Source organism: Ensifer adhaerens (genome assembly GCF_028993555.1).
Lineage (GTDB): Bacteria > Pseudomonadota > Alphaproteobacteria > Rhizobiales > Rhizobiaceae > Ensifer > Ensifer adhaerens_I.
Window position 1 is genome coordinate 2,687,675 of sequence record NZ_CP118611.1, and the last position, 22,107, is coordinate 2,709,781.

19 protein-coding genes are annotated in these 22,107 nt (G+C 63.3%); 12 read left to right on the top strand and 7 right to left on the bottom strand.

The features are described from left to right. Positions 1-8 precede the first annotated feature (8 nt). On the top strand, positions 9-1,910 hold the full coding sequence (locus tag PWG15_RS32310; RefSeq protein ID WP_275025712.1) for a nitric oxide reductase activation protein NorD: 1,902 nt from the start codon (positions 9-11) through the stop codon (positions 1,908-1,910). A 263-nt stretch (positions 1,911-2,173) separates the two neighbouring features. Here the strand turns inward: PWG15_RS32310 and hemN are convergent, their stop codons facing one another. Continuing rightward, entirely contained in the window at positions 2,174-3,526 is a 1,353-nt protein-coding gene (hemN, locus tag PWG15_RS32315; RefSeq protein ID WP_275025713.1) for an oxygen-independent coproporphyrinogen III oxidase, read from the bottom strand. A gap of 224 nt (positions 3,527-3,750) precedes the next feature. On the opposite strand from hemN, the gene PWG15_RS32320 reads away from it, so the two are divergent. The 4 genes from PWG15_RS32320 to PWG15_RS32335 all read left to right on the top strand — a co-directional run bounded on the left by PWG15_RS32320 (position 3,751) and on the right by PWG15_RS32335 (position 6,385). Then, positions 3,751-4,029, top strand: coding sequence for a DUF2249 domain-containing protein (locus PWG15_RS32320; protein ID WP_275025714.1), 279 nt, complete (start codon positions 3,751-3,753; stop codon positions 4,027-4,029). Positions 4,030-4,181: 152 nt separating this feature from the next. Next, on the top strand, positions 4,182-5,561 hold the full coding sequence (locus PWG15_RS32325; RefSeq protein ID WP_275025715.1) for a hypothetical protein: 1,380 nt from the start codon (positions 4,182-4,184) through the stop codon (positions 5,559-5,561). Further along, complete coding sequence (locus PWG15_RS32330) at positions 5,542-6,072, top strand: DUF2249 domain-containing protein (RefSeq protein WP_275025716.1); 531 nt, start codon at positions 5,542-5,544, stop codon at positions 6,070-6,072. Before PWG15_RS32325 ends, PWG15_RS32330 begins: the two co-directional genes overlap by 20 nt. Further along, positions 6,059-6,385, top strand: coding sequence for a metal-sulfur cluster assembly factor (locus PWG15_RS32335; RefSeq protein WP_275025717.1), 327 nt, complete (start codon positions 6,059-6,061; stop codon positions 6,383-6,385). Before PWG15_RS32330 ends, PWG15_RS32335 begins: the two co-directional genes overlap by 14 nt. A 67-nt stretch (positions 6,386-6,452) precedes the next feature. Here PWG15_RS32335 and PWG15_RS32340 read toward each other — a convergent pair whose 3' ends face one another. Then, complete coding sequence (locus PWG15_RS32340; protein WP_275025718.1) at positions 6,453-7,676, bottom strand: NnrS family protein; 1,224 nt, start codon at positions 7,674-7,676, stop codon at positions 6,453-6,455. A 340-nt stretch (positions 7,677-8,016) separates the two neighbouring features. On the opposite strand from PWG15_RS32340, the gene nirK reads away from it, so the two are divergent. The 3 genes from nirK to PWG15_RS32355 all read left to right on the top strand — a co-directional run bounded on the left by nirK (position 8,017) and on the right by PWG15_RS32355 (position 11,095). Continuing rightward, positions 8,017-9,153, top strand: coding sequence for a copper-containing nitrite reductase (gene nirK, locus PWG15_RS32345; protein WP_275025719.1), 1,137 nt, complete (start codon positions 8,017-8,019; stop codon positions 9,151-9,153). A 98-nt stretch (positions 9,154-9,251) separates the two neighbouring features. After that, positions 9,252-10,169 carry an SUMF1/EgtB/PvdO family nonheme iron enzyme gene (locus PWG15_RS32350; protein ID WP_275025720.1) on the top strand — a complete coding sequence of 306 codons (918 nt, stop codon included), beginning with the start codon at positions 9,252-9,254 and terminating at the stop codon, positions 10,167-10,169. A 227-nt stretch (positions 10,170-10,396) separates the two neighbouring features. Further along, positions 10,397-11,095, top strand: coding sequence for a Crp/Fnr family transcriptional regulator (locus PWG15_RS32355; protein ID WP_275025721.1), 699 nt, complete (start codon positions 10,397-10,399; stop codon positions 11,093-11,095). Positions 11,096-11,502: 407 nt separating this feature from the next. On the opposite strand, the gene PWG15_RS32360 is transcribed toward PWG15_RS32355, so the two are convergent. After that, on the bottom strand, positions 11,503-12,306 hold the full coding sequence (locus tag PWG15_RS32360) for a class I SAM-dependent methyltransferase (protein ID WP_275025722.1): 804 nt from the start codon (positions 12,304-12,306) through the stop codon (positions 11,503-11,505). A gap of 105 nt (positions 12,307-12,411) precedes the next feature. On the opposite strand from PWG15_RS32360, the gene PWG15_RS32365 reads away from it, so the two are divergent. From PWG15_RS32365 to PWG15_RS32380, 4 genes are all read left to right on the top strand, one after another. Next, entirely contained in the window at positions 12,412-13,545 is a 1,134-nt protein-coding gene (locus tag PWG15_RS32365) for an ABC transporter substrate-binding protein (protein ID WP_275025723.1), read from the top strand. Positions 13,546-13,732: 187 nt separating this feature from the next. Then, the gene (locus PWG15_RS32370) at positions 13,733-14,842 is read left to right on the top strand and encodes an ABC transporter substrate-binding protein (RefSeq protein ID WP_425536838.1); all 1,110 of its coding nucleotides are present in this window, start codon (positions 13,733-13,735) and stop codon (positions 14,840-14,842) included. Continuing rightward, positions 14,842-15,909, top strand: a complete 1,068-nt coding sequence (locus PWG15_RS32375) for a FecCD family ABC transporter permease (protein WP_275025725.1) — start codon at positions 14,842-14,844, stop codon at positions 15,907-15,909. The genes PWG15_RS32370 and PWG15_RS32375 overlap by 1 nt, the downstream gene beginning before the upstream one ends. Beyond that, entirely contained in the window at positions 15,903-16,655 is a 753-nt protein-coding gene (locus tag PWG15_RS32380; RefSeq protein WP_275025726.1) for an ABC transporter ATP-binding protein, read from the top strand. Before PWG15_RS32375 ends, PWG15_RS32380 begins: the two co-directional genes overlap by 7 nt. 93 nt (positions 16,656-16,748) lie before the next feature. Here the strand turns inward: PWG15_RS32380 and PWG15_RS32385 are convergent, their stop codons facing one another. The 4 genes from PWG15_RS32385 to PWG15_RS32400 form a co-directional block, all read right to left on the bottom strand. Continuing rightward, a complete protein-coding gene (locus PWG15_RS32385) occupies positions 16,749-18,023 on the bottom strand; it encodes a sugar MFS transporter (RefSeq protein ID WP_275027291.1) in 1,275 nt (424 codons plus the stop codon). Between the two features lie 213 nt (positions 18,024-18,236). Beyond that, positions 18,237-19,283 carry a glutathione synthetase gene (locus PWG15_RS32390; RefSeq protein ID WP_275025727.1) on the bottom strand — a complete coding sequence of 349 codons (1,047 nt, stop codon included), beginning with the start codon at positions 19,281-19,283 and terminating at the stop codon, positions 18,237-18,239. 8 nt (positions 19,284-19,291) lie between these two features. Next, entirely contained in the window at positions 19,292-21,175 is a 1,884-nt protein-coding gene (locus tag PWG15_RS32395; RefSeq protein WP_275025728.1) for a flavohemoglobin expression-modulating QEGLA motif protein, read from the bottom strand. Next, positions 21,172-21,996: an N-formylglutamate amidohydrolase gene (locus PWG15_RS32400; protein ID WP_275025729.1), complete on the bottom strand. Its 825-nt coding sequence runs from the start codon at positions 21,994-21,996 to the stop codon at positions 21,172-21,174. The genes PWG15_RS32395 and PWG15_RS32400 overlap by 4 nt, the downstream gene beginning before the upstream one ends. Positions 21,997-22,107: the final 111 nt, after the last annotated feature.

The following is a 22,107-nucleotide window of genomic DNA, read 5'->3' on the forward strand; positions in this document are numbered from 1 at the left end:
GGTGAACCATGCTTGATTTCCTCGAGCTCGAAGAAACCGTCGGGCGGGCCTGGCACCGCTTTGTCGGCAACACCAGGACCTGGCAACGTTACCCGGAACAGGCGGTGAAGCTCACCGACATGATGCCGGTGCTCGGCGTCTCCTTTCGTGGACATGGGGGCGAGGCTGCGGTGCAGATCGTGCCGGCCCGCGGGCGCACGTCGACCCATCGCTTGCGGTGGCGGCAACGCATGGGGCTCGGCGAAGAGAAACTCGTCCAGCCGGCGCGCGACCACGCATCGCTGATGCTGCCGGGCGAGATCGATATCTTTCCGACGAAGGACCTGAACCGGGATCTCTATCACTGGCTCGTCGCCTATATGGCGACGATGCCTGTCGACCCCATCGACGAAACTGATCCGCTCCGCCGTGACCTGGCGCTGGTATCGCGCGCCCAGGAAACGGTGGAAGAAGTCTTCCAGCGGTTCCCCGGTCTCCGGCAGCGCTATCGGCGTCTGGCCGAGGCGACCCTTGCCGAGCGGCAGAGGGCTGGGCTGCCGTCGATCGAGCAGCATCTCGAAAACCGCATCCTGCGCCTGTTGCGCAAGGCCACGGGCCAGGCGGATGCGACGCTGCCGGTGATCTTTCCTCATCGCGCGCCACCCGGTTATCTGCCGATGCTGCCGATGCCGCTTTGGCCGGACACGCTCTTGCGCACCGAAACCACGACCACGCGCGACGAGGATGTCGCCGCGGTGCCGGGCACGCAGAGTGCGGGTGCCGAGGTCGAACGTCACGTGGCGGTGCGCGAAAATCCGGAGAACCGCAAGGGCGAACGCAGTCCCTTCATTCTCAATCGGTTCGAGAAGATCCTCGCCATGGCCGAGATGATCAATGTCGACCGCCCCGGCGACGACAGCGACGACCACGATAGCAAGGCTGCCGAGGAACTGGACGACATGACGCTCGGCGAGCGCAAGGGACGTCCCTCGGCACGCTTCCGCTTTGACCTCGACCTGCCGCCGGAAGCCGTCGACCCGACGCCGTTGACGGCCGAGCTCACCTATCCCGAATGGAACTACCGGACCGGACAATATCTCAAGGACCATTGCCGGGTGCTGGCGATGCCTGCTTCCGCCCAGGAAGAGCGGACCGAACTCACGGATGAGAGCAAGAGCCTGATCCGCCGGGTGCGGCGTCAGTTCGAAGTGCTGCGCCCGCGCCACGAGATGCTGCGCGCGCAGCTCGACGGCGCCGATCTTGACCTCGACGCGGTCGTGCGTGCCCGCACCGATCTCGCCGCCGGCGGCCAGGGCAGCGACCGCATTCATCTGATGAGCCGGCCGCAGGTCCATGATCTGGCGGTGACGATCCTCGTCGACGTTTCTTTGTCGACCGATTCCTGGTCCGACAATCGGCGCGTGCTAGATGTGGAAAAAGAGGCCTTGCTCATCCTTGCACACGGGCTTTCTGCCTGCGGCGACAACCACTCGATCCTGACCTTCACCTCACGGCGCCGCGACTGGGTGCGGGTGGAAACGGTGAAGGCCTTCAACGAGGCGATGGGACCGCTGGTCGAGGCGCGCATCGCGGCGCTGAAGCCCGGCTATTACACCCGTATCGGCGCCGCGATCCGGCACGCCTCGGCCGAGCTTCGCCGGCAACCGAACCGCAAGAAGCTCCTGCTGGTCCTGACCGACGGCAAGCCCAACGATATCGACCACTACGAGGGACGCTTCGCGCTCGAAGACAGCCGCCGCGCGGTCACCGAGGCACGGCGTAGCGGCATCAACACCTTTGCCGTCACCGTCGACCGCGAAGCGAAGTCCTATGTCCCCGCCATGTTCGGCCAGAACGGCTATGCCGTTGTCGGCAACATCTCGCGATTGCCCGCAGCGCTGCCGTCGATCTACCGCAATCTGGTGGGGTGAGGCGGCAGACCACACAGGAGAAGGACGAAAGGCCCGGCAATCGCCGGGCCTTTTGGCTACCGGATAGAGATGCGGGCGTTTACCCACTTCCGGCCGTTTGGATGGAGAATGTGCAAGGAACGCGTTCGCGCCGCGTCCTTTGCGAAGGGGGACTGCATCGTCGTGCTCGTATCTCGTCCGAGCACGACTGAGTGGAAGCGGTGGGTCGATTCTCGACGCACCTGCAGGCTCCGCAGTGGCGGAGCCTTCTGGGCGTAGGAGCCTTACGCCGCCTTGCTGTGCACCCTCTGGGACTCGTCGATATAGGCGTCGAAGGCAGCCGCCACCGCGCGGATGACAAAGCGGTGCTCGGGCCGAACGGTGATGACGCCATCGGCAATATCGATCACCCCGTCTTGCCGCAGTTCGGCCAATTTGCCGTTGCCTTCGACGAGCGTCCGCCAGACCCGGCCATGCGCCGCGGCGATCGCGGAAATATCGGCACTGAAATCGCACATCAGTCGCTCGATGATCGCAGCGCGTTGCCGGTCCTCGTCGGTCAGCCGGTAGCCCTTGGTGGTTGCGAGCCGGCCCGACGCGATGCGGCTGGCATAGACACCGGGCGGCACCTCGTTCTGAACATAACCGTCACGCGAGCGGCCGATCGCCGAGGCGCCGAAGCCGATGAGCGTCTCGCAATTGTCTGTCGTGTAGCCCTGGAAGTTGCGACGGAGCCGCCCGGTCGCCTGGGCGGTGACGAGATCGTCGTCAGGCAAGGCGAAATGGTCGAGGCCAATCTGCCGGTAGCCGGCCTTGATCAGCGCCTCGCTGATCGCCAACGCCTGTTCGGCGCGGGCTGCGCTGTCCGGCAGAGCCGCCTCATCGATCATGCGCTGGTGCTTCTTGAAGCTTGGCACATGGGCGTAACCGAAGACGGCGAACCGTTCCGGGCGCATGGCGACGGCCGCTTCGACCGTGTCGACGCAGGAGCGTACCGTCTGGTGCGGCAGGCCGTAGATCAAGTCGAAATTGATCCCGCTGACACCGGCGCCGCGCAGATGGCTGACGGCTTCGGCCGTCTGCTTCTCGCTCTGTATGCGATTGATCGCCTTCTGCACGACGGGGTCGAAGCTTTGCACGCCGAGGCTGGCGCGCTTCACGCCGCCTGCGCCGAGCGCTTCGGCCATGGCGAGTGTCAGCCGGCGCGGATCGATCTCGACGGCGACGTTGGCCGACGGCGACAGCGCGAAGCGCTCGCGCATCAGCGTCATCAGAGCCAGGAACTCGCGCGGCTCGATGATCGTCGGGGTGCCGCCTCCGAAGTGTATTTCCGCGACCGACAGCGGCCGACCGACGGTATCGGAGACCATGCGGATCTCATCGCGCAACACATCAAGATAGTCGAGGATCGGATCGTCCTTCTTGGTGATCGTCGTGTGGCAGCCGCAGTACCAGCACATCGACCGACAGAAGGGGATGTGCAGATAGAGCGACACATCCTCGCCCCTGGGGATCGCCTTCAGCCAGTCGCCGTAAGTGCGTTCGTCAACCGTTGCGGCAAAGCGCGGTGCGGTCGGGTAACTCGTGTAGCGCGGCAGGCGCATTTCACCGTATTTCAGGAGCGCGGAAGCTAACATTTCGTCCTCATCTGGGTGGCGATGGATGCAGCTTTTCTAGGCCTCGCGGCCCGGCAACTCTTTGCGGAAAGTCAAGGACGGGGGTGGTCTCCGCCAAACCGGGATTTGTTTGCGCTTCGACAAAATGTCGCGGCGCCGCGGTCGCTAGGTTGCGGAAATCCGGGGCGTGTGCGCCGGCGTTTCCCGGACCATCAGCAAACGACGGCGCTCAGAAGCGGATGACCATGACCATTGCAGAGACCGACAAGCCCTTCATCGATGTGCGGACTATTCCGCCGGTGGAGCGCCATCCGAAAATCTTCGGCATGCTGAATGCGCTTGCCGAGGGTGGCGCCTTCATCATCATCAACGATCACGATCCGCGTCCGCTGCACTACCAGTTGGAAACGCGCTATCCCGGCGAGTTCACCTGGGAGTACCTTGAGCAGGGGCCGACTGTCTGGCGCGTCGAGATCGGCCGGCAGCAATCTTCCGGCTGCGATTGCTGCTGCGGCGGTCATTGAGCCTCCGCGGTGCGCCTCAAGAGCGGATCAGGAAAAGTGTGTGCGATGTTCGGTGTTCCGCTCACATCCTGCTCCAACTTACGAGAATCGATCACGCTTTTGGTTTTCGGTCACTCGACCAAAATCCATCGTGATCTAGGGGATGAACCGCCATGTTCGCTGCCACGCTATCCCGCTGGACGATGTCCTATTTCGCGGCCGCGCTGATCTTTCTCGTCCTTGGCGAGATCATGATGGTTCTCGGCTACGGCTACCCGGTCTCAGCTCTTGAGGCGCCCGAAACCCTGGCGCTCGTCCATGTCGTCGTCCTGGGCTGGTTGAGCCTGTTGATGACGGGGGCGCTGCTCCAGTTCGTGCCGGTTCTCGTCGGCCGGCCGCTTTCCTTCCCGAGCGTCGCGCTGCCGGCGCTCCTCGTCCTCATCACCGGGATCGCCAGTCTGACGCTCGGCTTCGTCAGCCTTTCCGGCGCGATTAATCTTCCGGTGACGCTGCTCCCAGTTGGCGCGGCTGTCTCAATTCTCGGTTTCTCCGTGCTTGGCTTTGTTTTCGCGGCCACGCTCTGGCATGCGCGTCCTCTACCGCTCCCGGCCCGCTTCGTCGCGGTTGGTCTTGCCGCGCTTTTCGGCACGATGCTGCTCGGCGGCATCTATGCCGGGGTGCTCTCGGGGCTGATCGATACGGAAGCTGCGATCGACCTGACGATCGATGGACTTTCACTTCATGCGTCCCTCGGCCTCTGCGGCTGGCTGAGCTTCACCACCATGGGCGTCAGCTACCGGCTTTTGACCATGTTCATGCTGTCGCCGGACAAGGAGCGGACGACGAGCCGTCTGGTCTTCGTGCTCGGCGCCCTTTGCCTCGGCCTTCTGGCGGTGGCAGTCCCTGTCATTCTCGCCGGTGCGTTCGGTCGTACGCCGCTCCTGCTTCTTGCCGTCGGATCCGGCGCCGCCGTGGTGGCGATCTATGTCGGTGATATCCTGCGCATCTATCGGGAACGTCGCCGCAAGGCGATCGAGCTCAACAGCCGCGCCAGCATCGGCGCCTTCGCGTCGCTGATTGCCGCAACGGCACTTTTCGTCACGCTGTTGGCGATCGGTCGTCTCGACGCCGGTTCGGGCGCCGTCATCTATCTCGTCGCCTTCGGCTGGCTGACCGGCATGGGCCTCGCCCAGCTCTACAAGATCGTGCCGTTCATGACCTGGCTCGAATGCTACGGGCCGGCGCTCGGGCGCGTGCCGACGCCGCGGGTTCAGGATCTCGTCGTCGAGGCCTCGGGCCTTCGCTGGTTTCGGCTTTATTATTTGACGGTCGCGGTCGGCACACTGGCCCTGCTGATCGGTAGTCCCGACGTTTTTCGCCTTGCGAGCCTGGGCCAATTGATTGCCGTCAATGCGCTCGTCCTGGAGTTCGTGCGAACACGATGGCTGATCAACGTTCCGGCCGAACTTCGATTGCCTGACGGACTCGTTCGACCAGGCCTGTTTTTGCCATCCATTCCTCACGGAGGTTCCCATGAGCCAAGATCCATATGAACTCGACGTCCGGCCGCTGCTGCGCAGCGGCAGCGATCCGTTCCAGGCCATCATGAATGCCGTCGACGGTCTGGCGCCGGGCCAGGCGCTGAAGCTGATCGCGACCTTCCGGCCCGTACCGCTCTTCAGCGTCATGGCGGGACGCGGCTTCACCCATCAGGACCGGCCGCTCGACAATGGCGACTGGGAAGTTCTGTTCACGCCCGAAGGAGACGTCGACGAGATCAGGCTTTCGGCCGGCGAGACGGATCTCGACACCTGGCCCGACCCGAGCCGCCAGCTCGACCTGACGGAGCTCGATCCGCCCGAGCCGATGGTGCGCATTCTGGCGACGGTTGAGAAGATGGCGGAGGGCGAAGTACTCTTTGCATTGCTCGCGCGCGAGCCGCTGTTTCTCTATCCGGAGCTCGCCAAGCGCGGTCACAAATGGGCAGGCAATTTCGACGCGGCTGGCGAGACCTATCGGATCCTCATTCGCGTCGGCAGAGGGCGTTCCCATGTCGGCGTTTGAAACCCTGGACCTCGAAGCGAAGATCCGCGACGCACTGCGCATCATCATCGACCCCGAAATGGGCAAGAACGTCGTCGAGCTCGGCCTGATCTATGACATCGACGTCCAGGAAGGCGGCCTCGCCCGCGTCACCATGACGACGACGATCAAGGGCTGCCCGGCAACGGCCTTCCTAAAGGAGGCTGTACAGAACTGCGTCTGGTATGTGCCAGGCGTCGAATATGCCGAGGTCCGCCTGACCTACGAGCCGCCCTGGACGCCCGAGATGATGGCCGACGGCGTGATCGAATTGGCGCACGGCGGCAGCTTCTGAGAGCTGTCTTGCAACAAAAGAGGCGCCGCTGATGCGGCGCCTCTTTGTTTTGGGTTCGAACTTTGGGTCAGGATGACGCGCGAGGCGAGCGGCGGTCGCACGCAAGCATCGGCCCATATTCCAGCGTGAACAGCGCGAAGGCGGTAATCCACAACACGCCCGAAAGCGCGATCAGGTGCTGATAGTGCGCCGGTAACACCTCGGCCAGCGGCCGGATCAGCGCTGCGGCCATGATCGCGACGTAGGAGGCGCTGGTAAGCGCTGATCCCACCAGCGGCCGCCCGGTGTGGCCGCGGCTGGCGCGGGTCATGACGGCGAGCATCATCGACGCAATCACGCCGACGGTCAGCACATGCATTACCGGGTATTCGCTCAGCAGTTCGACCGCTCCGGCTGATATCGCCAGGAAGCCGAGCGGCACGAAGGCATAGGCCGCGTGAAGCACGAAGAGCAGCTTCTCCGGCCAGGTCGCCCATCCGCGCCAGCGGAAGAGCCGCACCGTATGGAAGCCGCAGGCGACAAGCGCGATCGTCCCTGTGACGATGTGATCAGGCGCGAAGGTCCAGGCGGCGAGCGCCGCGACACCGAGGAGGATCGCTGCCGTGTCGAAGCGGTTATAGGGCACCGGGAAGTTGGTGCGCCCCACCTTGTTCAGCCAGTTGCGCGTGAAGCTGGGCACGATGCGTCCGCCGACGATCATGATCAGCATGGCGTAGGCGGCGATCGCCAGCCGCGCTGCGGCATCCTCGTCGAGGTCTCGGAGCACCGAAAGGTGGAACCAGATATTGGCGGCAGACAGGAGCACCAGCCCGCCAATGACCTTCAGATCCTTCCATTTGCGGCCGACGATTACCTCGCGCGCGCAGATCAGCAGGAGCGCCGGCAGGAACAGCGCTTCGATGCCTGCCGCGACGGGCAGACCGATGACAGTGCTCGATAGCAGAGCGAGTCGGCCGACAACCCAGAGCCCGAAGAGGGCGGCGAGCGGGCCGCCGGAGACCGGCAGCCTTCCCGTCCAATTCGGGATTGCCGTCAGCAGGAAGCCGCCGAGCACGGCGGAGGAGAAGCCGAACAGCATCTCATGTGCGTGCCAATGGGCGGCGCCATAATTGCCCGCGAGGTCGATCCCGAAAACCAGTGCCGAGATCCAGAGCGCCATGGCACCGATCGCCCAGAGGGCGGCACCGAGAAAGAAGGGCCGGAAGCCATAGGAGAAGAGCACCGGGCCGGTGGTGGAGAGCCCGCGCGGAATGCCGCCGCTCGGTTTCGGTCTTATGAGTCTGTCCAACATGATGATCGTCCTCGTCGTGCGTCCTTACGGACTTGCGGATGAGGCTTGATCTATCAATGGCTTCGGAGGCGCTCTTTGCGAAAACGCAAGTATCGCTGCCCCGCTCCGCCGCGTGTGTTCATGCAGTGGCAAAGAAAAGCGATCTCCTCGAAACGATTTGTTCCAAGACAAAGACGCGATTCGTCTGCGGATATATTTCTCTTGTGACTGCTGGGGGACCGGTGGTCGAGACCGGAGGTGAGGCCGCCAAAGTCGGCGCCGCCCACTCTAACTCGTTGAATAAAGGCGCATTTCGCAGAAGGCCAATCCCGGTCGCTGGAGCGCGCCGAAGGAGAGCAAGATGACTGAACAACTTCAGATGACCCGCCGGACGATGCTTGCCGGCGCTGCCCTGGCGGGCGCGGTTGCGCCGCTTCTCCATACCGCGCAGGCACAGGCAGCCGGCGCTGCCACGGCAGCGGGTGCAGCTCCCGTCGATATCTCGACCCTGCCCCGCGTCAAGGTCGACCTCGTCAAGCCGCCCTTCGTCCACGCCCATGAACAGGTCGCCAAGACGGGACCGCGAGTCGTCGAGTTCACCATGACGATCGAGGAAAAGAAGCTGGTGATCGACCGCGAGGGCACCGAAATCCACGCGATGACCTTCAATGGCTCGGTGCCTGGGCCGCTGCTGGTGGTACATGAGAACGACTATGTCGAGCTTCGGCTGATCAACCCGGCGACCAACACGCTGCTGCACAACATCGACTTCCACGCCGCAACCGGCGCGCTGGGCGGTGGTGCGCTGACGCAGGTCAACCCGGGCGAAGAAACCACGCTCCGCTTCAAGGCCACCAAGCCCGGCGTCTTCGTCTACCATTGCGCGCCCGAAGGCATGGTGCCCTGGCACGTCACCTCGGGCATGAACGGCGCCATCATGGTGCTCCCGCGCGAAGGCCTGAAGGACGAGAAGGGCCAGCCGCTGACCTATGACAAGATCTATTATGTTGGCGAGCAGGACTTCTATGTGCCGAAGGACGAAGCCGGGAACTACAAGAAGTACGAAACTCCCGGCGATGCCTATGAAGATGCGGTGAAGGCGATGCGCACGCTGACCCCGACCCACATCGTCTTCAATGGGGCCGTCGGCGCTCTGACCGGCGACAACGCCCTGACCGCAGCAGTGGGCGAGCGCGTCCTCGTCGTCCATTCGCAGGCCAACCGCGATACGCGGCCGCACCTGATCGGCGGGCATGGCGACTATGTCTGGGCGACCGGCAAGTTCCGCAACCCGCCGGATCTCGACCAGGAAACCTGGCTCATTCCGGGCGGAACCGCAGGCGCTGCCTTCTACACCTTCCGCCAGCCGGGTGTGTACGCCTACGTCAACCACAACCTGATCGAGGCGTTCGAGCTGGGCGCTGCCGGCCACTTCAAGGTCACCGGCGATTGGAACGACGACCTCATGACTTCGGTTGTCAAGCCGGCGTCGATGTAGACGGCTGAAGCAAGGTGACCGTGGGGCCGAACCGCGCGGCCCCACGCGCGAACAAGGCACGCGCTCGTCAGCGCGTGCCCTTTCCCCGGAGACATCCCATGCCCAGCAACAAGAAATCTGCGGTTTCGCTCCTCTCGCTCGCAGCGCCGGCCGTCCTTTTGGCCGCAATCGGTGGTGTGCTTTCGGCGAAGGTGGGGCTGTTCGATGATCTCAAGGACGGCGTCGACCTGTCGATCAGGCCGCCCATGACCGTGACGATCGCACCGCGGCAAATGAGCTATCGGGCAGAGGGACACTTCCTCAAGAACGGCTTTGCCGTCGATGCGCCGATCGTCGTCGCGGCGCTCGATCAGCCGCTCGAGATCATGAAGTACCAGGTGACGCGCCAGGATTTTGAACGCTGCATCACCGACGGCGGCTGCCAGCAGCCGGAGGGCGGTCACGGCGCAGGCCTGGCGGGCGTACCGATGACCGGGGTCAACTATACGGACGCGAACGACTATGCGGCGTGGCTGACCAGAAAGACCGGTGAGGTCTGGCGCCTACCGACCGACCGGCAATGGGCCTTTGCCGCCGGGTCGAAGTTTCCCGACGATGCGCTCGGAATCGACGGCAGCAAGGACAATCCGGCGCTGCGTTGGTTGGCGGACTACGAGCGCGAGGCGAGCCGGCAGCGGGCGAAGAACCCGCTGCCGCAGCCATCGGGCGCTTTCGGCGAGAACGAGTACGGCGTTGCCGACCTGGACGGCAATGTCTGGGAATGGACCGAGACCTGCCATCGCCGCGTCACCATAGGTGACGATGGCGAGGTTCTGAAGGAGGCGCCTGCCTGCGGCATCTTCGTCGTTAACGGCAAGCACCGGGCGTCGATGAGCTTCTTCATCCGTGATCCGAAGAGCGGCGGCTGCGCCGTCGGCGTACCGCCGGACAATCTCGGCTTTCGGCTGGTGCGCGACGGCCGCTGGTATTCGGGCTTCCTCTACGCCTTCGAGCGCCGGCTCCATGGCGCCGGGTGATGACGCGGCCGGCGGAACCGCCGGGGCTTTCACGCCTCAGGCTGCGTAGGATGCAATCCATGTTTTTGCCCTTAGATCGTCACCGGTCTAGGGGTGAAAACATGTGGCAATCGAGGTGCTGCGGCGACCATTGCGCGCCTGGCCGGGAGTTCGGCGCGCTAGTCCTTTTGCGAGGTCCCGGGTCGTGCTAGATCAAGGCAACTCAAACGGCAGGATGTAGGGCCAAAGTGGCTGCACTCGATCGCACACTCGTCAAATCGCTCCCTCTGTTCCAGAAGATGAGCGACACGGAACTGGATTCGCTGCTGACGCGCGCCACGGTTAGGCGCGTTCCGCAGAACGAAGCCGTGTTCGAACAGGGCGCGCAGGCCGATTTCTTCTTCCTGCTGCTGCACGGCCGGCTGAAGGTGACCCAGGTCACCAAGGACGGGCAGCAGATCATCGTCCGGGTCGTCAATCCCGGTGACCTCTTCGGCTTTGCCCGTGCGCTGCAGCGCAGCGACTATCCGGGAACGGCGACGGCGGCGACCGAGAGCCTGGTTCTCGCCTGGCCGACGGAGCTCTGGAACGTCTTCGTCGAGAAGAATCCCCACCTCGCCGTCAACGCCATGCACACGATCGGTCAGCGTCTCGACGAGGCGCACACCCGCATTCGTGAAATGTCGACGGAAGAGGTCGAGCGCCGCGTCGCACACACGGTGCTGCGGCTCGCCGAACAGGCCGGCAAACCCGACGGCGGCGGCATCCGCATCGACTTTCCGATCTCGCGCCAGGATATCGCCGAAATGACCGGGACGACGCTGCACACGGTCTCGCGTATCCTCAGCGCCTGGGAAGGGCAGGGCCTCGTCCAGGGCGGGCGGCAGAAGCTGACGCTGAAGGACATCCCAGGCCTGCGGCGTTTGGCGGAGCGGATTGGCGGCTAGAATGGCAGGCGGCAATACGCCGGCGGGCGATCCTGCGCCGTCCTTCCGCAAGTGCACCGCATGGCGCCATTTGCCAGTGACGGGCTGTTGAGAACCCACCCCGCCAATCGCAAGATTGCACAATGTCGGCGGGAGGGGATGCCAGATCACGGTTTACGGTGAGTCACGATCTACTTTGGAGCGACGATCCCGGGATAATAGTCACCGTCGCCGTTTTCGTAGTCCCCGCTGTAACTGCCACCGCCGGTTTGGGAGCATGCGGCGAGGCCCAGAACCATTACCAACAAGATTGTAGTGCGCATTCTTCTTACCTTTTCCAGTTGATCGTTCACGACAGGGCTGTCGAAACTCCGTCCCATCATGTGGGGGATCAGCCGGTATCGGGCAATCCCAATGGCAGGATTTTGCTAGGGTTTTTCCGCCCGAACAGCGTAGCGATGCTGGGACTGCCGTGCCAGACCCTTGAAGACATTCCAGTTCCTGGCCTGGGTGCGATGGATCTCGCGGAGGTCCCTGTCGACCGTGATGTCGACGAAGCCGGCCTTCTGCAAAAGTTCGACGACGGCCTCGGCGCGGGCGCCCTTGGAGAAATGCACGCGGGAGAGAATGCTGCGATGCGTCGCCATCATCTGCGGTGAGCCAGTCGGCGTTTCCGCCCTGAAGAGGCCGAGGCGTTGTCCCCAGGCGCTGAGCTTTGAGAACAGCCGCTCGAGCGCCGTGGTGTTCACAAAGTCGCCATCGACGATCAGCAGCGTGCCGCCGGGCTTGAGAACACGCAACCATTCGGCAAAGGCTGCGGCCGGATCGACGAGCGTCCACACCAGATGCCGGTTGACGATCACGTCGTAATGGCCGTCGGGCTCCATGGTATTTTCAGCGTCACCGAGGGCGAAGCGGATGGAGCGGCCACGCTTGCGGGCCTTTTCGCGGGCGCGTTCGAGCATGGGTTCGGCCCAATCCAGACCCTGCACCTTGAAACCGAGTTCGTCGAGCAGATGCGAGACGACGCCCGTCCCGCTTGCAAGGTCCAACGCGGCGCGGCCGGCGCCCGGTCCGAGGTGGCGCAGAAACAACGCGTGCCAGGCCGCGCGCTCCTCCTCCGAGAAGATCTCGTGCCCCGGCGATAGATCGAAGGTTGCGGCACGCTCCGACCAGTAGGCCTTGATCTCATCCCGCAGGTTGTAGTTCCGCCGATCCGTTACGTCGCTCATGTCGATACCGCCGTCTCTGTTTGGAGGCGTTCTAAAAGATAAATGTTGACTAATAAAGTCATGAAACATTAGATCGCCACGATTTTCCCAGCGGAGCAGAAAACAATGCGGTTTTTCAACAGGGTGGCTGTGGCCGCCACGGGTTTTTGCGTGCTTTTTTCAACGGCCGCCTTCGCTGATGTCGTGACGTTGAAAGACGTGACCGGCCGCGATGTCGAGGTCAATGTACCGGTCGAACATGTCATCCTCGGCGAAGGCCGCCAGATCTATTTCCTCGGTGCGCTTGACCGTGACGATCCATTCAGGCGCGTCGTCGGCTGGCGTGACGACCTTTCCAAGGCTGATCCCGAAAGCTACGCCGCCTATCTTGAGAAATACCCTGATATCGCCAAGCTGCCGACCTTCGGCGGGATGAAGGACGGCACCTTCGACATCGAGCAGGCGGTGGCGCTGAAGCCCGATGTCGTGCTGATGAACGTCGATGCAAAGACCGCGACGGAAGAGGCCGGTTATATCGAAAAGCTCGCCAAGGTCGGCATTCCGCTCGTCTATGTCGACTTCCGCGAAAAGCCGATGGAAAACACCGAGCCGAGCATGCGCGTGATGGGCAAGCTGCTCGGCAAGGAAGAGAAGGCCGAGGAGTTCATCAAGTTCCGTGCCGAAAGCATCGCCAAGGTGACCGACGCTTTGGCAAAGGCCAACCCGAAGAAGCCGCTGGTCTTCGTCGAGCGCGCCGGCGGGTACTCCGACGATTGCTGCATGTCCTTCGGCAACGAGAATTTCGGCAAGATGGTCGAATTCGCCGGCGGGGTGAACATGGCGAAGGACATCATTCCCGGCACCTTCGGCACGGTCAATCCGGAGCAGATCATCGCCGCAAACCCGCAGCAGATCATCATCACCGGCGGCAACTGGCAGGGTTACGTGCCGGGCGGCGCCTGGGTCGGCGTCGGTTATGGCGCCGATCAAAAGGAAGCGGCCCGCAAGCTTGAAAACCTGACCAAGCGCCCGGCCTTCACCGGCGTGCAGGCGGTCAAGGACGGCCAGGTCCATGCCATCTGGCACCAGTTCTACAACAACCCCTATCAGTTCGTCGCGATCCAGCAGATCGCCAAGTGGCTGCATCCGGATCTTTTCGCCGACCTCGATCCGGAAGCGACGTTCAAGGAGCTGCATGAGCGCTTCCTGCCGCTTCCCTACAAGAGCGGATACTTCGTCTCATTGACGACCAGCAAGTAAGCAGACCGACAGCCGGAGGGGGAGGTCTCTACGACGCCGCGCGTCTTAGCAGACGCGCAAAGGTCGCCGTAGCACTTTGAATTGCTGCATGTTTTCGTCTTTAAATCGCATGCGATTTAAAGAAGCAGCAGCGGCGTCACGATCGAAAGGAATGACCATGTCGATCTTCAGGAAAATCGCTGCGGCGATGATCGCGGCGATCTTGCTTACGGCACTGCCCGTCAGCGCTGCGGAAATCATCGACGTCACCGGCCGCAAGGTCGAAATCGCGTTACCCGCCAAGCGCATCCTGCTCGGCGAGGCGCGGCAGATCCATGTCGCGGCGGCGCTGAAAGGCGAGCATGTCTTCGACACGATCGTCGGCTGGCGCGACGATCTCCTGAAGAAGGATCCGGATTCCTACGCCGCCTATGTCGAGCGTTTCCCCGAGATCGAGAAGCTGCCACGCTTCGGCTACATCCCCTCGGGCGATTTCAGCCTCGAAGCGGCCATTGCGCTGAAGCCCGACGTGCTGACCCTGAACCTCGAAGCCGAGAAGGCGGTGGAGGAATCGGGTTTCTTCGATAAGGCTGCGGCCGCTGGAATTGCCGTCGTCTACCTCGATTTCCGCGTCGATCCGGCGGCCAACAGCGAGAAGTCGGTGGAAATCCTCGGCCAGCTTTTCGGTGCCGAGACGAAGGCGCGCGAATTCATCGAATACCGCAACGCCCAGATCGCGCTGGTGACGGACCGCCTGCAGAAAGCGGGGGCAATCGCGCGCCCGAAGGTCTTCATCGAGCGTTCGCCCGGCATCACCGGCGACGTCGTCTGCTGCCGAACGTTCGGACCGGCGAATTTCGGCAAGATGGTGGAAGAGGCCGGCGGCCACAATATCGGCTCGGATGTGATCAAGGGCACCTTCGGCGACCTCAATCCCGAGCAATTGATCGTCAGCGATCCTGACCAGGTCATCATCACCGGCAGCAACTGGTCGGCCGAATCCGATCTCAACCAGTTCGTCAGCGTCGGTCGCGGTGCCGATACGGCGGCGGCCGTGGAGCGTTTGCGTGGCCTGATGCAGCGCCCGGGCTTCCCCGGCCTAAAGGCGGTGAAGGAAAATAACGTGCACGCCGTCTGGCATCAGTTCTACGGCGCGCCCTACGAGTTCATTCCGATCCAGCAGTTTGCCAAGTGGTTCCATCCGGAACTTTTTGCCGACCTCGACCCGGACCGGACGTTCCGAGAATTTCACGAGAAGTTCCTGCCGGTGACCTATCGCCCCGGCTACTTCGCCTCGTTTCCGAAGGGTGGTGAGTGATGGTTGCCATGACCGACCAGGTTTCCGGCATTGAGGGACGAGGGCGTTACCGCGCGCTCGTCCTGCGCCGTTTGGTGTTGATCTTCTGTCTGCTGGCCGCGCTCTTTGCGTCTGTCGCGGTCGACATGGCGCTTGGCCCTGCGAACTACCCGCTCGCCGATGTGCTGGCGGCGCTGTTCGGTCCGGAAACGGTGAGCGACCAGCTCCGGGTGGTGATCTGGGATATCCGCATGCCGATCGCGTTGATGGCGGTCACGGTCGGAGCCTCGCTGTCGGTCGCCGGTGCGCAGATGCAGACGATCCTCGCCAACCCGCTGGCAAGTCCGTTCACGCTCGGCATTTCCGCCGCTGCCGGCTTCGGCGCGGCCCTCGGCCTCGTTGCCGGTGTCGCGGTCTTTCCGGTCGCTGTCCAATACATGGTGCCGATCAACGCCTTCCTGATGGCGATGCTGGCGGCGCTCTTCATCCACTTCGCCTCCACCATGCGCGGCGTCACGGTCGAAACGATCGTGCTCCTCGGCATCGCACTCGTCTTTACCTTCAATGCCGCGCTGTCGCTGCTCGAATACCTTGCCTCCGAACAGGCGCTGGCCGCGGTCGTGTTCTGGACGATGGGCAGCCTCACCAAGGCAACCTGGCCGAAGGTCTGGATCACCGGCGCCGTACTCCTCTTCGCCTTGCCGCTCTTTGCAAGGCACGCCTGGGCGTTGACCGCGCTTCGGCTCGGCGACGACAAGGCGGCGAGCTTCGGCATCAATGTTCGCCGGCTAAGGCTCGAAGCGATGATGACGGTCAGCCTGCTTGCGGCAATTCCGGTCTCCTTTGTCGGCACGATCGGATTCGTCGGCCTCGTCGGTCCTCACATCGCCCGCATGCTGGTCGGCGAGGATCAGCGCTTCTTCCTGCCGGCCTCGGTGCTCTGCGGCGCGCTCTTGCTTTCCGTCACCTCCGTCGTCAGCAAGATGCTGATCCCGGGCGCTGTGCTGCCGATCGGCGTCATCACCGCGCTTGTCGGCGTGCCCTTCTTCTTCGTGCTGATTTTCACCAACAGGAGGCGCGCATGGTAAGCCTGTCGCTGGATAACGTCGGCGCGAACTATGGCCGGCGAACGGTGCTGTCGGACGTTAACACCGGTGTGCTCCGGGGCGGTGGCCTGACGGCAGTGATCGGTCCCAACGCCGCCGGCAAGTCGACGCTGTTCAAGCGCATCGCGAACCTGACGTCAGGGCCTGGTACCGTCCACCTTTCGGACACGGTCAAGGGACCCGAAGGCATCTGCTACATGCCGCAGGATACGGGCGCGAATGCCGTGCTCACCGTTTATGAATCGGTGCTCCTGTCGGCCAAGCAGGGATCGGGCTGGAAGGTGAAGGATGCCGAACTCTCGGAAATCGACCGGGTGCTCGGCGAATTGCGGATCGCCGACCTCGCCTTTCGCGGGCTCGGCGAACTCTCGGGCGGCCAGCGTCAGCTCGTCTCCATTGCCCAGGCCCTGGTGCGCAAGCCCGAAGTGCTGTTGATGGACGAGCCGACCTCGGCGCTCGATCTCTTCCGCCAGATCGAAGTGCTCGACTTCATGAAGCGCCTGTCGGCACAGTCGGGCATGGCGGTGCTGATAGCGCTGCACGATCTGAACCATGCGCTGCGCTATTGCGACGACACGATCGTCATCAGCGGCGGATCGGTGCTGGCGAGTGGTCCGACCCATGAGGTCATCACTGCGGACATGCTGCGCTCCGTCTACCGCGTCGAGGCGCGTGTGGAAGCTTGCTCGATGGGGCGCCCGGTCGTCATCGTCGACGAGTCGCTCTAGGCGACAAAGCAACTCCACGAAAACGTGAACTGCGCCATTTCAAGAGGCTGGAGAGCACTTCGCCGCCGAGGCGGCGAAGTGCGGCTTGTGAGGTCAGGTCGGCTTGTGCCCCTTCAGGCCGTAAAAGGCGATGTAGGCATAGCAGACGACGGGCATCAGGAAGGCGAGGTGGATGCCGATCGTATCGGCAAGGCCGCCCTGAACGAGCGGTAACAGCGCCCCGCCGACGATCGCCAGGCACAGGATGCCGGAGCCCTGGCTCGTGTATTTCCCGAGGCCGTAGAGCGCCAGGCTGAAGATCGTCGGAAACATGATCGAGTTGAAAAGCCCGATCGCCAGAACCGACCACATGGCAACGCTGCCTCCGGCAAAGACGGTGAGCAGCAACAGCACGATCGCCGCGGCGGCGTTGAAGGCCAGCGCCTTGCCGTCGTCGACGAAACGCATCGCAACCGCGCCGATGAACCGGCCGACCATCGCTCCGCCCCAGAAATACATCACATAATGGGCGGCTTCGGCCTCAGAGAGGCCGGCGATATCGGGCTGGTTCAGGAAGTTGACGAGGAAGCTGCCGATGCTGACCTCCGCACCGACATAGACGAAGATACCGATGGCGCCGAGAACCAGGTGGCGGTAGTGCCAGGCCGACTTGCCGTCGGTGATCGGCTCGATCTCGTCATGCACTTCGACGGTCGGCAGCTTCAGGGCGGCAAAGAGCGCCGCAAGCAGCAGGAAGGCGGCGGCAAGAAGCATGTAGGGCATCTTGACTGCGCTTGCTTCGGCGAGCCTCAGAGCGTCCACCTGCTCCGGCGACGCGTCGGCTGTGGCAACGACGGCGGCCGAGAGGATCAGTGTCGCACCGAACATCGGGGCGAGCGTCGTGCCGAGCGAGTTGAAGGCCTGGGTCAGCGTCAGCCGGCTCGCGGCTGTATCCGGCGGGCCAAGCACCGTCACATAGGGGTTGGCCGAGACCTGCAGCAGCGTGATGCCGCTTGCCAGGACGAAGAGCGCACCGAGGAACAGCGCATAGATGCGGTAGCTTGCCGCCGGGACGAAGAGAGCGCAGCCGATGGCGGCGATGACGAGCCCAAGCACGATCCCCCACTTGTAGCTGATGCGCTTGACGAGCGCGCCGGCGGGCAGTGAGACGATGAAGTAAGCGCCGAAGAAGCAGAACTGGATCAGCATCGACTGCGTGTAGTTGAGCGAGAAGACGTTCTTCAGATGCGGGATCAGAATGTCGTTCAGGCACGTGATGAAGCCCCACATGAAGAACAGTGAGGTGAGCGCGAAGAGGGCAAATCGATAGCCCGCCGCGTCGGGTGACGCGGATGAGGCCGCGCGCGTGGGCTCGGCGCCCTTGGTGATGATACCTGCCAATGGTTTAACCTTATGATGTTGTTGACGCCGGAGCTTGGGCCTCGGGAGGGCGTCGCTTGGGACGCGCCGGCGGCAGGCTGTGATCTTCGCTTGGGAGCACGAGGATGCCAGTCTGCGCGGCGCTTATACCGCGCGGACAGGGCTTTGACAGTGCGAAAGGCAGGATTTCCCCGGTCGCGGGCCTGTCGTGCGAGCACTAGGTCACAGGGTTGCAAGCTCGCGATTGGAGAGCACGCCGCCATTGGCCCGTTTGATGTCGAGCTTTCGCTCAAGCGCCACCACGATATCCTCGCTGAATTCGATCGAGGTGAGTTCGGCGATCTCGGGTAAGGCTCCGGGGGTGAAGACATTCACCTCGACGAGCCTGTCGCCGACCACATCGAGCCCCACGAGAAACATGCCATCGCGCACCAGCTTGGGGCGCATCTGTTCGGCAACGGCGAGCATTTCGGGCGTTATCACCGCAGGTGCCGGCCTGCCGTTGACATGCATGTTGGAACGCAGCTCGCCTTCCGCCGGGATGCGCCGAACCGCAGCGTAGGTATCGCCTCGCTTGAGCGGCCGGCCATTCATCAGGAACAGCCTGACGTCGCCTTCGGTTGCTGCCGGCAGATATTCCTGCGCGATCACGTAGCCCATCTCGCTGACCGCCTCGAAAATCTGGTTGAGGTTTGTCTCGTGGCTGGAGCTGACCTTGAAGACGTTCTTGCCGCCGGAACCTTGCAGCGGTTTCAGGATGACACCCTCGGGATGCGCGTCGACGAAGGCCCTGATCTCCTCGATCTGTTTCGAGATCAGCGTGGTCGGTCGAACGATTTCGGGGAAGTCCTGGAGATAGAGCTTGTTCTGTGCCCGAGCCAGTCCGTCCGGATCGTTGACGACGATTGCCCCGCGCTCGGCTGCAAGCCGCCCGAAGATGACGCCGGCCTGAGCGGCCCAGGAACGTGGGCCGGTGTCTTCCGACGGGTCGTTCCTCAGAAACAGAACGTCGATCTCGGTGATATCCAGGGTGACGCGCCGTGTGGCACCGCTGCGCAAAGCAGCAATGAAGGTTTCGGCCTTGCGCGGCTTTGCCGTACCGAGGTCGAGGGCGTGGATCATTAGCCGGCTATCCGGCCTCAGGACGAAATCGCCGGGCGTGACGTAGGTGATCTCGTGGCCGCGGGCGAGCGCTGCAAGCGCAAGCGATGTCGTCGCGTAGAAGGTCTCTTCACCCTCGATCGAGTTGACGAGAAAGGCAATTCGCATCGGCTTTCCTAGTCTGCGACCATGTCGAGCGGGGTCATTCCCCGCTGGGCTCGCTGCAGTCGGTCGCGCGCCTTGACGTCGTCGAGAAAAATAGGGCGAACGGCCGCGGCACCGAGGAGGCCGCGCAGATTGAGTTCCTGGATCGCACCGAAATGCGACGCGGCGATCTTGCCCATCCAGAAAGGCTCGAGACTGCCGCCATCGGCAAGATGGTCGAGAAGCTCCAGCAGACCGCGCAGGTAGATCGCGTCCTTGACGAGACCGCCGCCGCGATAGATCCGCAGCGTCATGTTGAAGGCCTCGGCGGTGCCGAAACCGTGGTCGTCGACGAGCAGCCGGTAGGTGTCCGGAAACAGGGCGCCGTCGAGCAGGGCTGCGCAAGCGACGACCCTCGCCGCAAGCACCCGCAGTCGATCCGTGGTCATCCCGGCGCTCAAGTATTCGGCAAAGACGGCGAGCCCTTCCTGCATGCCCTCATAACCAGCAAGCCCGGAACGTAGAATCCTGAGCCCCTGTGCCGAGCCGTTGAAATAGGTCAGAAGGTGCACGCCGACTTCATGGTTGAGCAGCGCCTCCACGCGGTCAGGGTCAAGCGCCGAGCTTCGGGCGATCAGCAATTGGCCACGCGAGACGAGCAGGCCGGCTGGCAGGTCGTCGCGAATTTCGACGGACGCGGTGAAATCGGCTGATTGGCGCCGATAGGTCGATATCATCGCCTGGGCACGTTCCCTTATGTGGTCGCAGTTGCGCTTGGCTTCAGATGTCGGTGACACCCCGTCATCGGCCCCGGTTCGTGCAAGGATGTCGATGGCGGCGTTGAGAAGTTCGCCTTCCACCGGGCCGTAGAGGGCGCGACCAAACTCGACGAACGTCCGGGTCTCTCGCGCGGAAATCATTGAAAGCTGTAGGTCGATCTCCTGCTGCTTTTCCCGATAGAGGGCATAGAGCAGCGGATCTTCGAGATGCTCGAAATTGAGAGTGAAGAGTTTACGCTTGGCCGCTTCGATCTGCAGCGTCAACGGGCGGTAGTAGAGGCGCGGGCTTTTCGAAAAGCCGCTTGACGCAAATTCGGCCCAGGCAGCCTCGGCGTTGATCGGCGTCACCGCGAGCAGGAAATCGAAGCCCGAGGCAATCTCGTCGATGCCGCGGTCCGCACGCACCACTGCATCGACGAAGGCCTTGCGGCCGAAGGCGCGGTGCGTCGGCAGCCGAAAGTCGTCGGACCGGGCGCGCACGAAGGCCGCAATGGCGCGAAGCCCGGCATCGAAGACGCTTGCGACCAGCCGCTCGCGCAATTGCGGGTAGATGCGGCGGGTGCCCGGTTCGCAATAGATCGGGGCAAAGCGCACGGTGAGATGCGGATAGTCGAGCGCAAGGGCCTTTCGGCTTACCGGTACATCCGGCCGTCGTCCGACAAGTGTCACATGCGGGGTTCGAAACTTTCCCTCGATCGTCGCCGCCGTCTCGATCAGTGCTTTCGCGGCAACCTGTTCGGCGCCGCTTTCCCCGGCGACCACCTCGATGAGGAAGGGCAGCAGGAAGGGGGCGTCCTTGGCGGGCGGGTCATCGCTTTCGAGTTCGGCAAATTCGAGGACGATGAACATGCCCAGGCGTTCTTCGATCACGCGGCCGACCCGTTCGATGACGATATCGGCGATATCGGCGCTCGGAGCCAGAAGATAGGCCGCATTCGCCTGGGCGATGTCGCGCGCGACAGGCTGTTCGCGCCCGGCGGCGACATGAACGCAGAGGAAGGGGAGCAGGCGGTCGATGTGCAGTCTCCCACCCTCGCGGAAATCCCGTCGCACGGCGCGACCATCCTTCAGCCGGGTTATGGCTTCATCGAGCGACTCGCGATCAGAGTGCGCGAGGATGGGTCTCCCGTCGGTCATCGTTGCCTCGCCAGCGCCTCAGTCAGGACCGGAACGAGCGATCCGACCAGCGTGCGCAGCGACCTCAACGCTTCGAGATCCGGCTTGCCGGTCCACTCGTCCATGAAGGTCTTCTTGAACTCGATTGCGATCGCGCAGCCAGTTTCGGGAAAGTGCTCGTGGACGAAGCGCGTCTGTTCCCCGCGCCCCTGGAAGGCAATGTTCTCGCGCACATCCACGGGCTGGCCCGCGATCGTGGTGGCGCCGACAGCCGAAATCAGCGTGTCGATGACGTCGGCCCATTTGGCCCGATCCATGGACGCGGTGCCGATGTTGATTTCGGGCGCCTCGGCGATATCGGTCGGTTCGGCTTCCGGTCCTTGGCGCCGATGATTGTAGCTGTGCACGTCGAGAACGATGAAGCGCTGATGGCGGCGCTCGATTGCCGTCAGCATCGACCGCAGCATGGCGTAGTATTCGTCATGGACGGCAAGGGATGTTTCGATCAACTCGGCAGACGGCTGCTCCCGCCAGACGGAAAGGCCCCAGGCCTGTGCGGGCTGGAGGTAGATGGCGCGTGCGCGGGCACGATTGATATCGACCTCGAAGCGCGAGCGGTGGACGACGATGCGGTTGGCGAGGTCGCGGATGATGAACTCCGTGAACGGATCCTCCTCGCGCAGCCTTTCTTGGTCAGCCAGCGCCACCAACGCCCGGGCGTCGCCGCGCATGGCATGCCCGTTGTGGATCGCGGTGCCGATGATTGGTCCATCGCCGCGATACACGGTCCACCAGGCGTTCTCCGTGGCTGAACGGGATTGTTCCGTCGGCTCGCGTTGCATCTCCGCTCCCGCACGCCCTCACAATGGGCGCTTCGGGAATGCAACTCCCGGGCACGCCTGAGAGTTCCGGGCTGTTTTAAGATTCCACGGCAGATCAATCCGGTGCGGGTA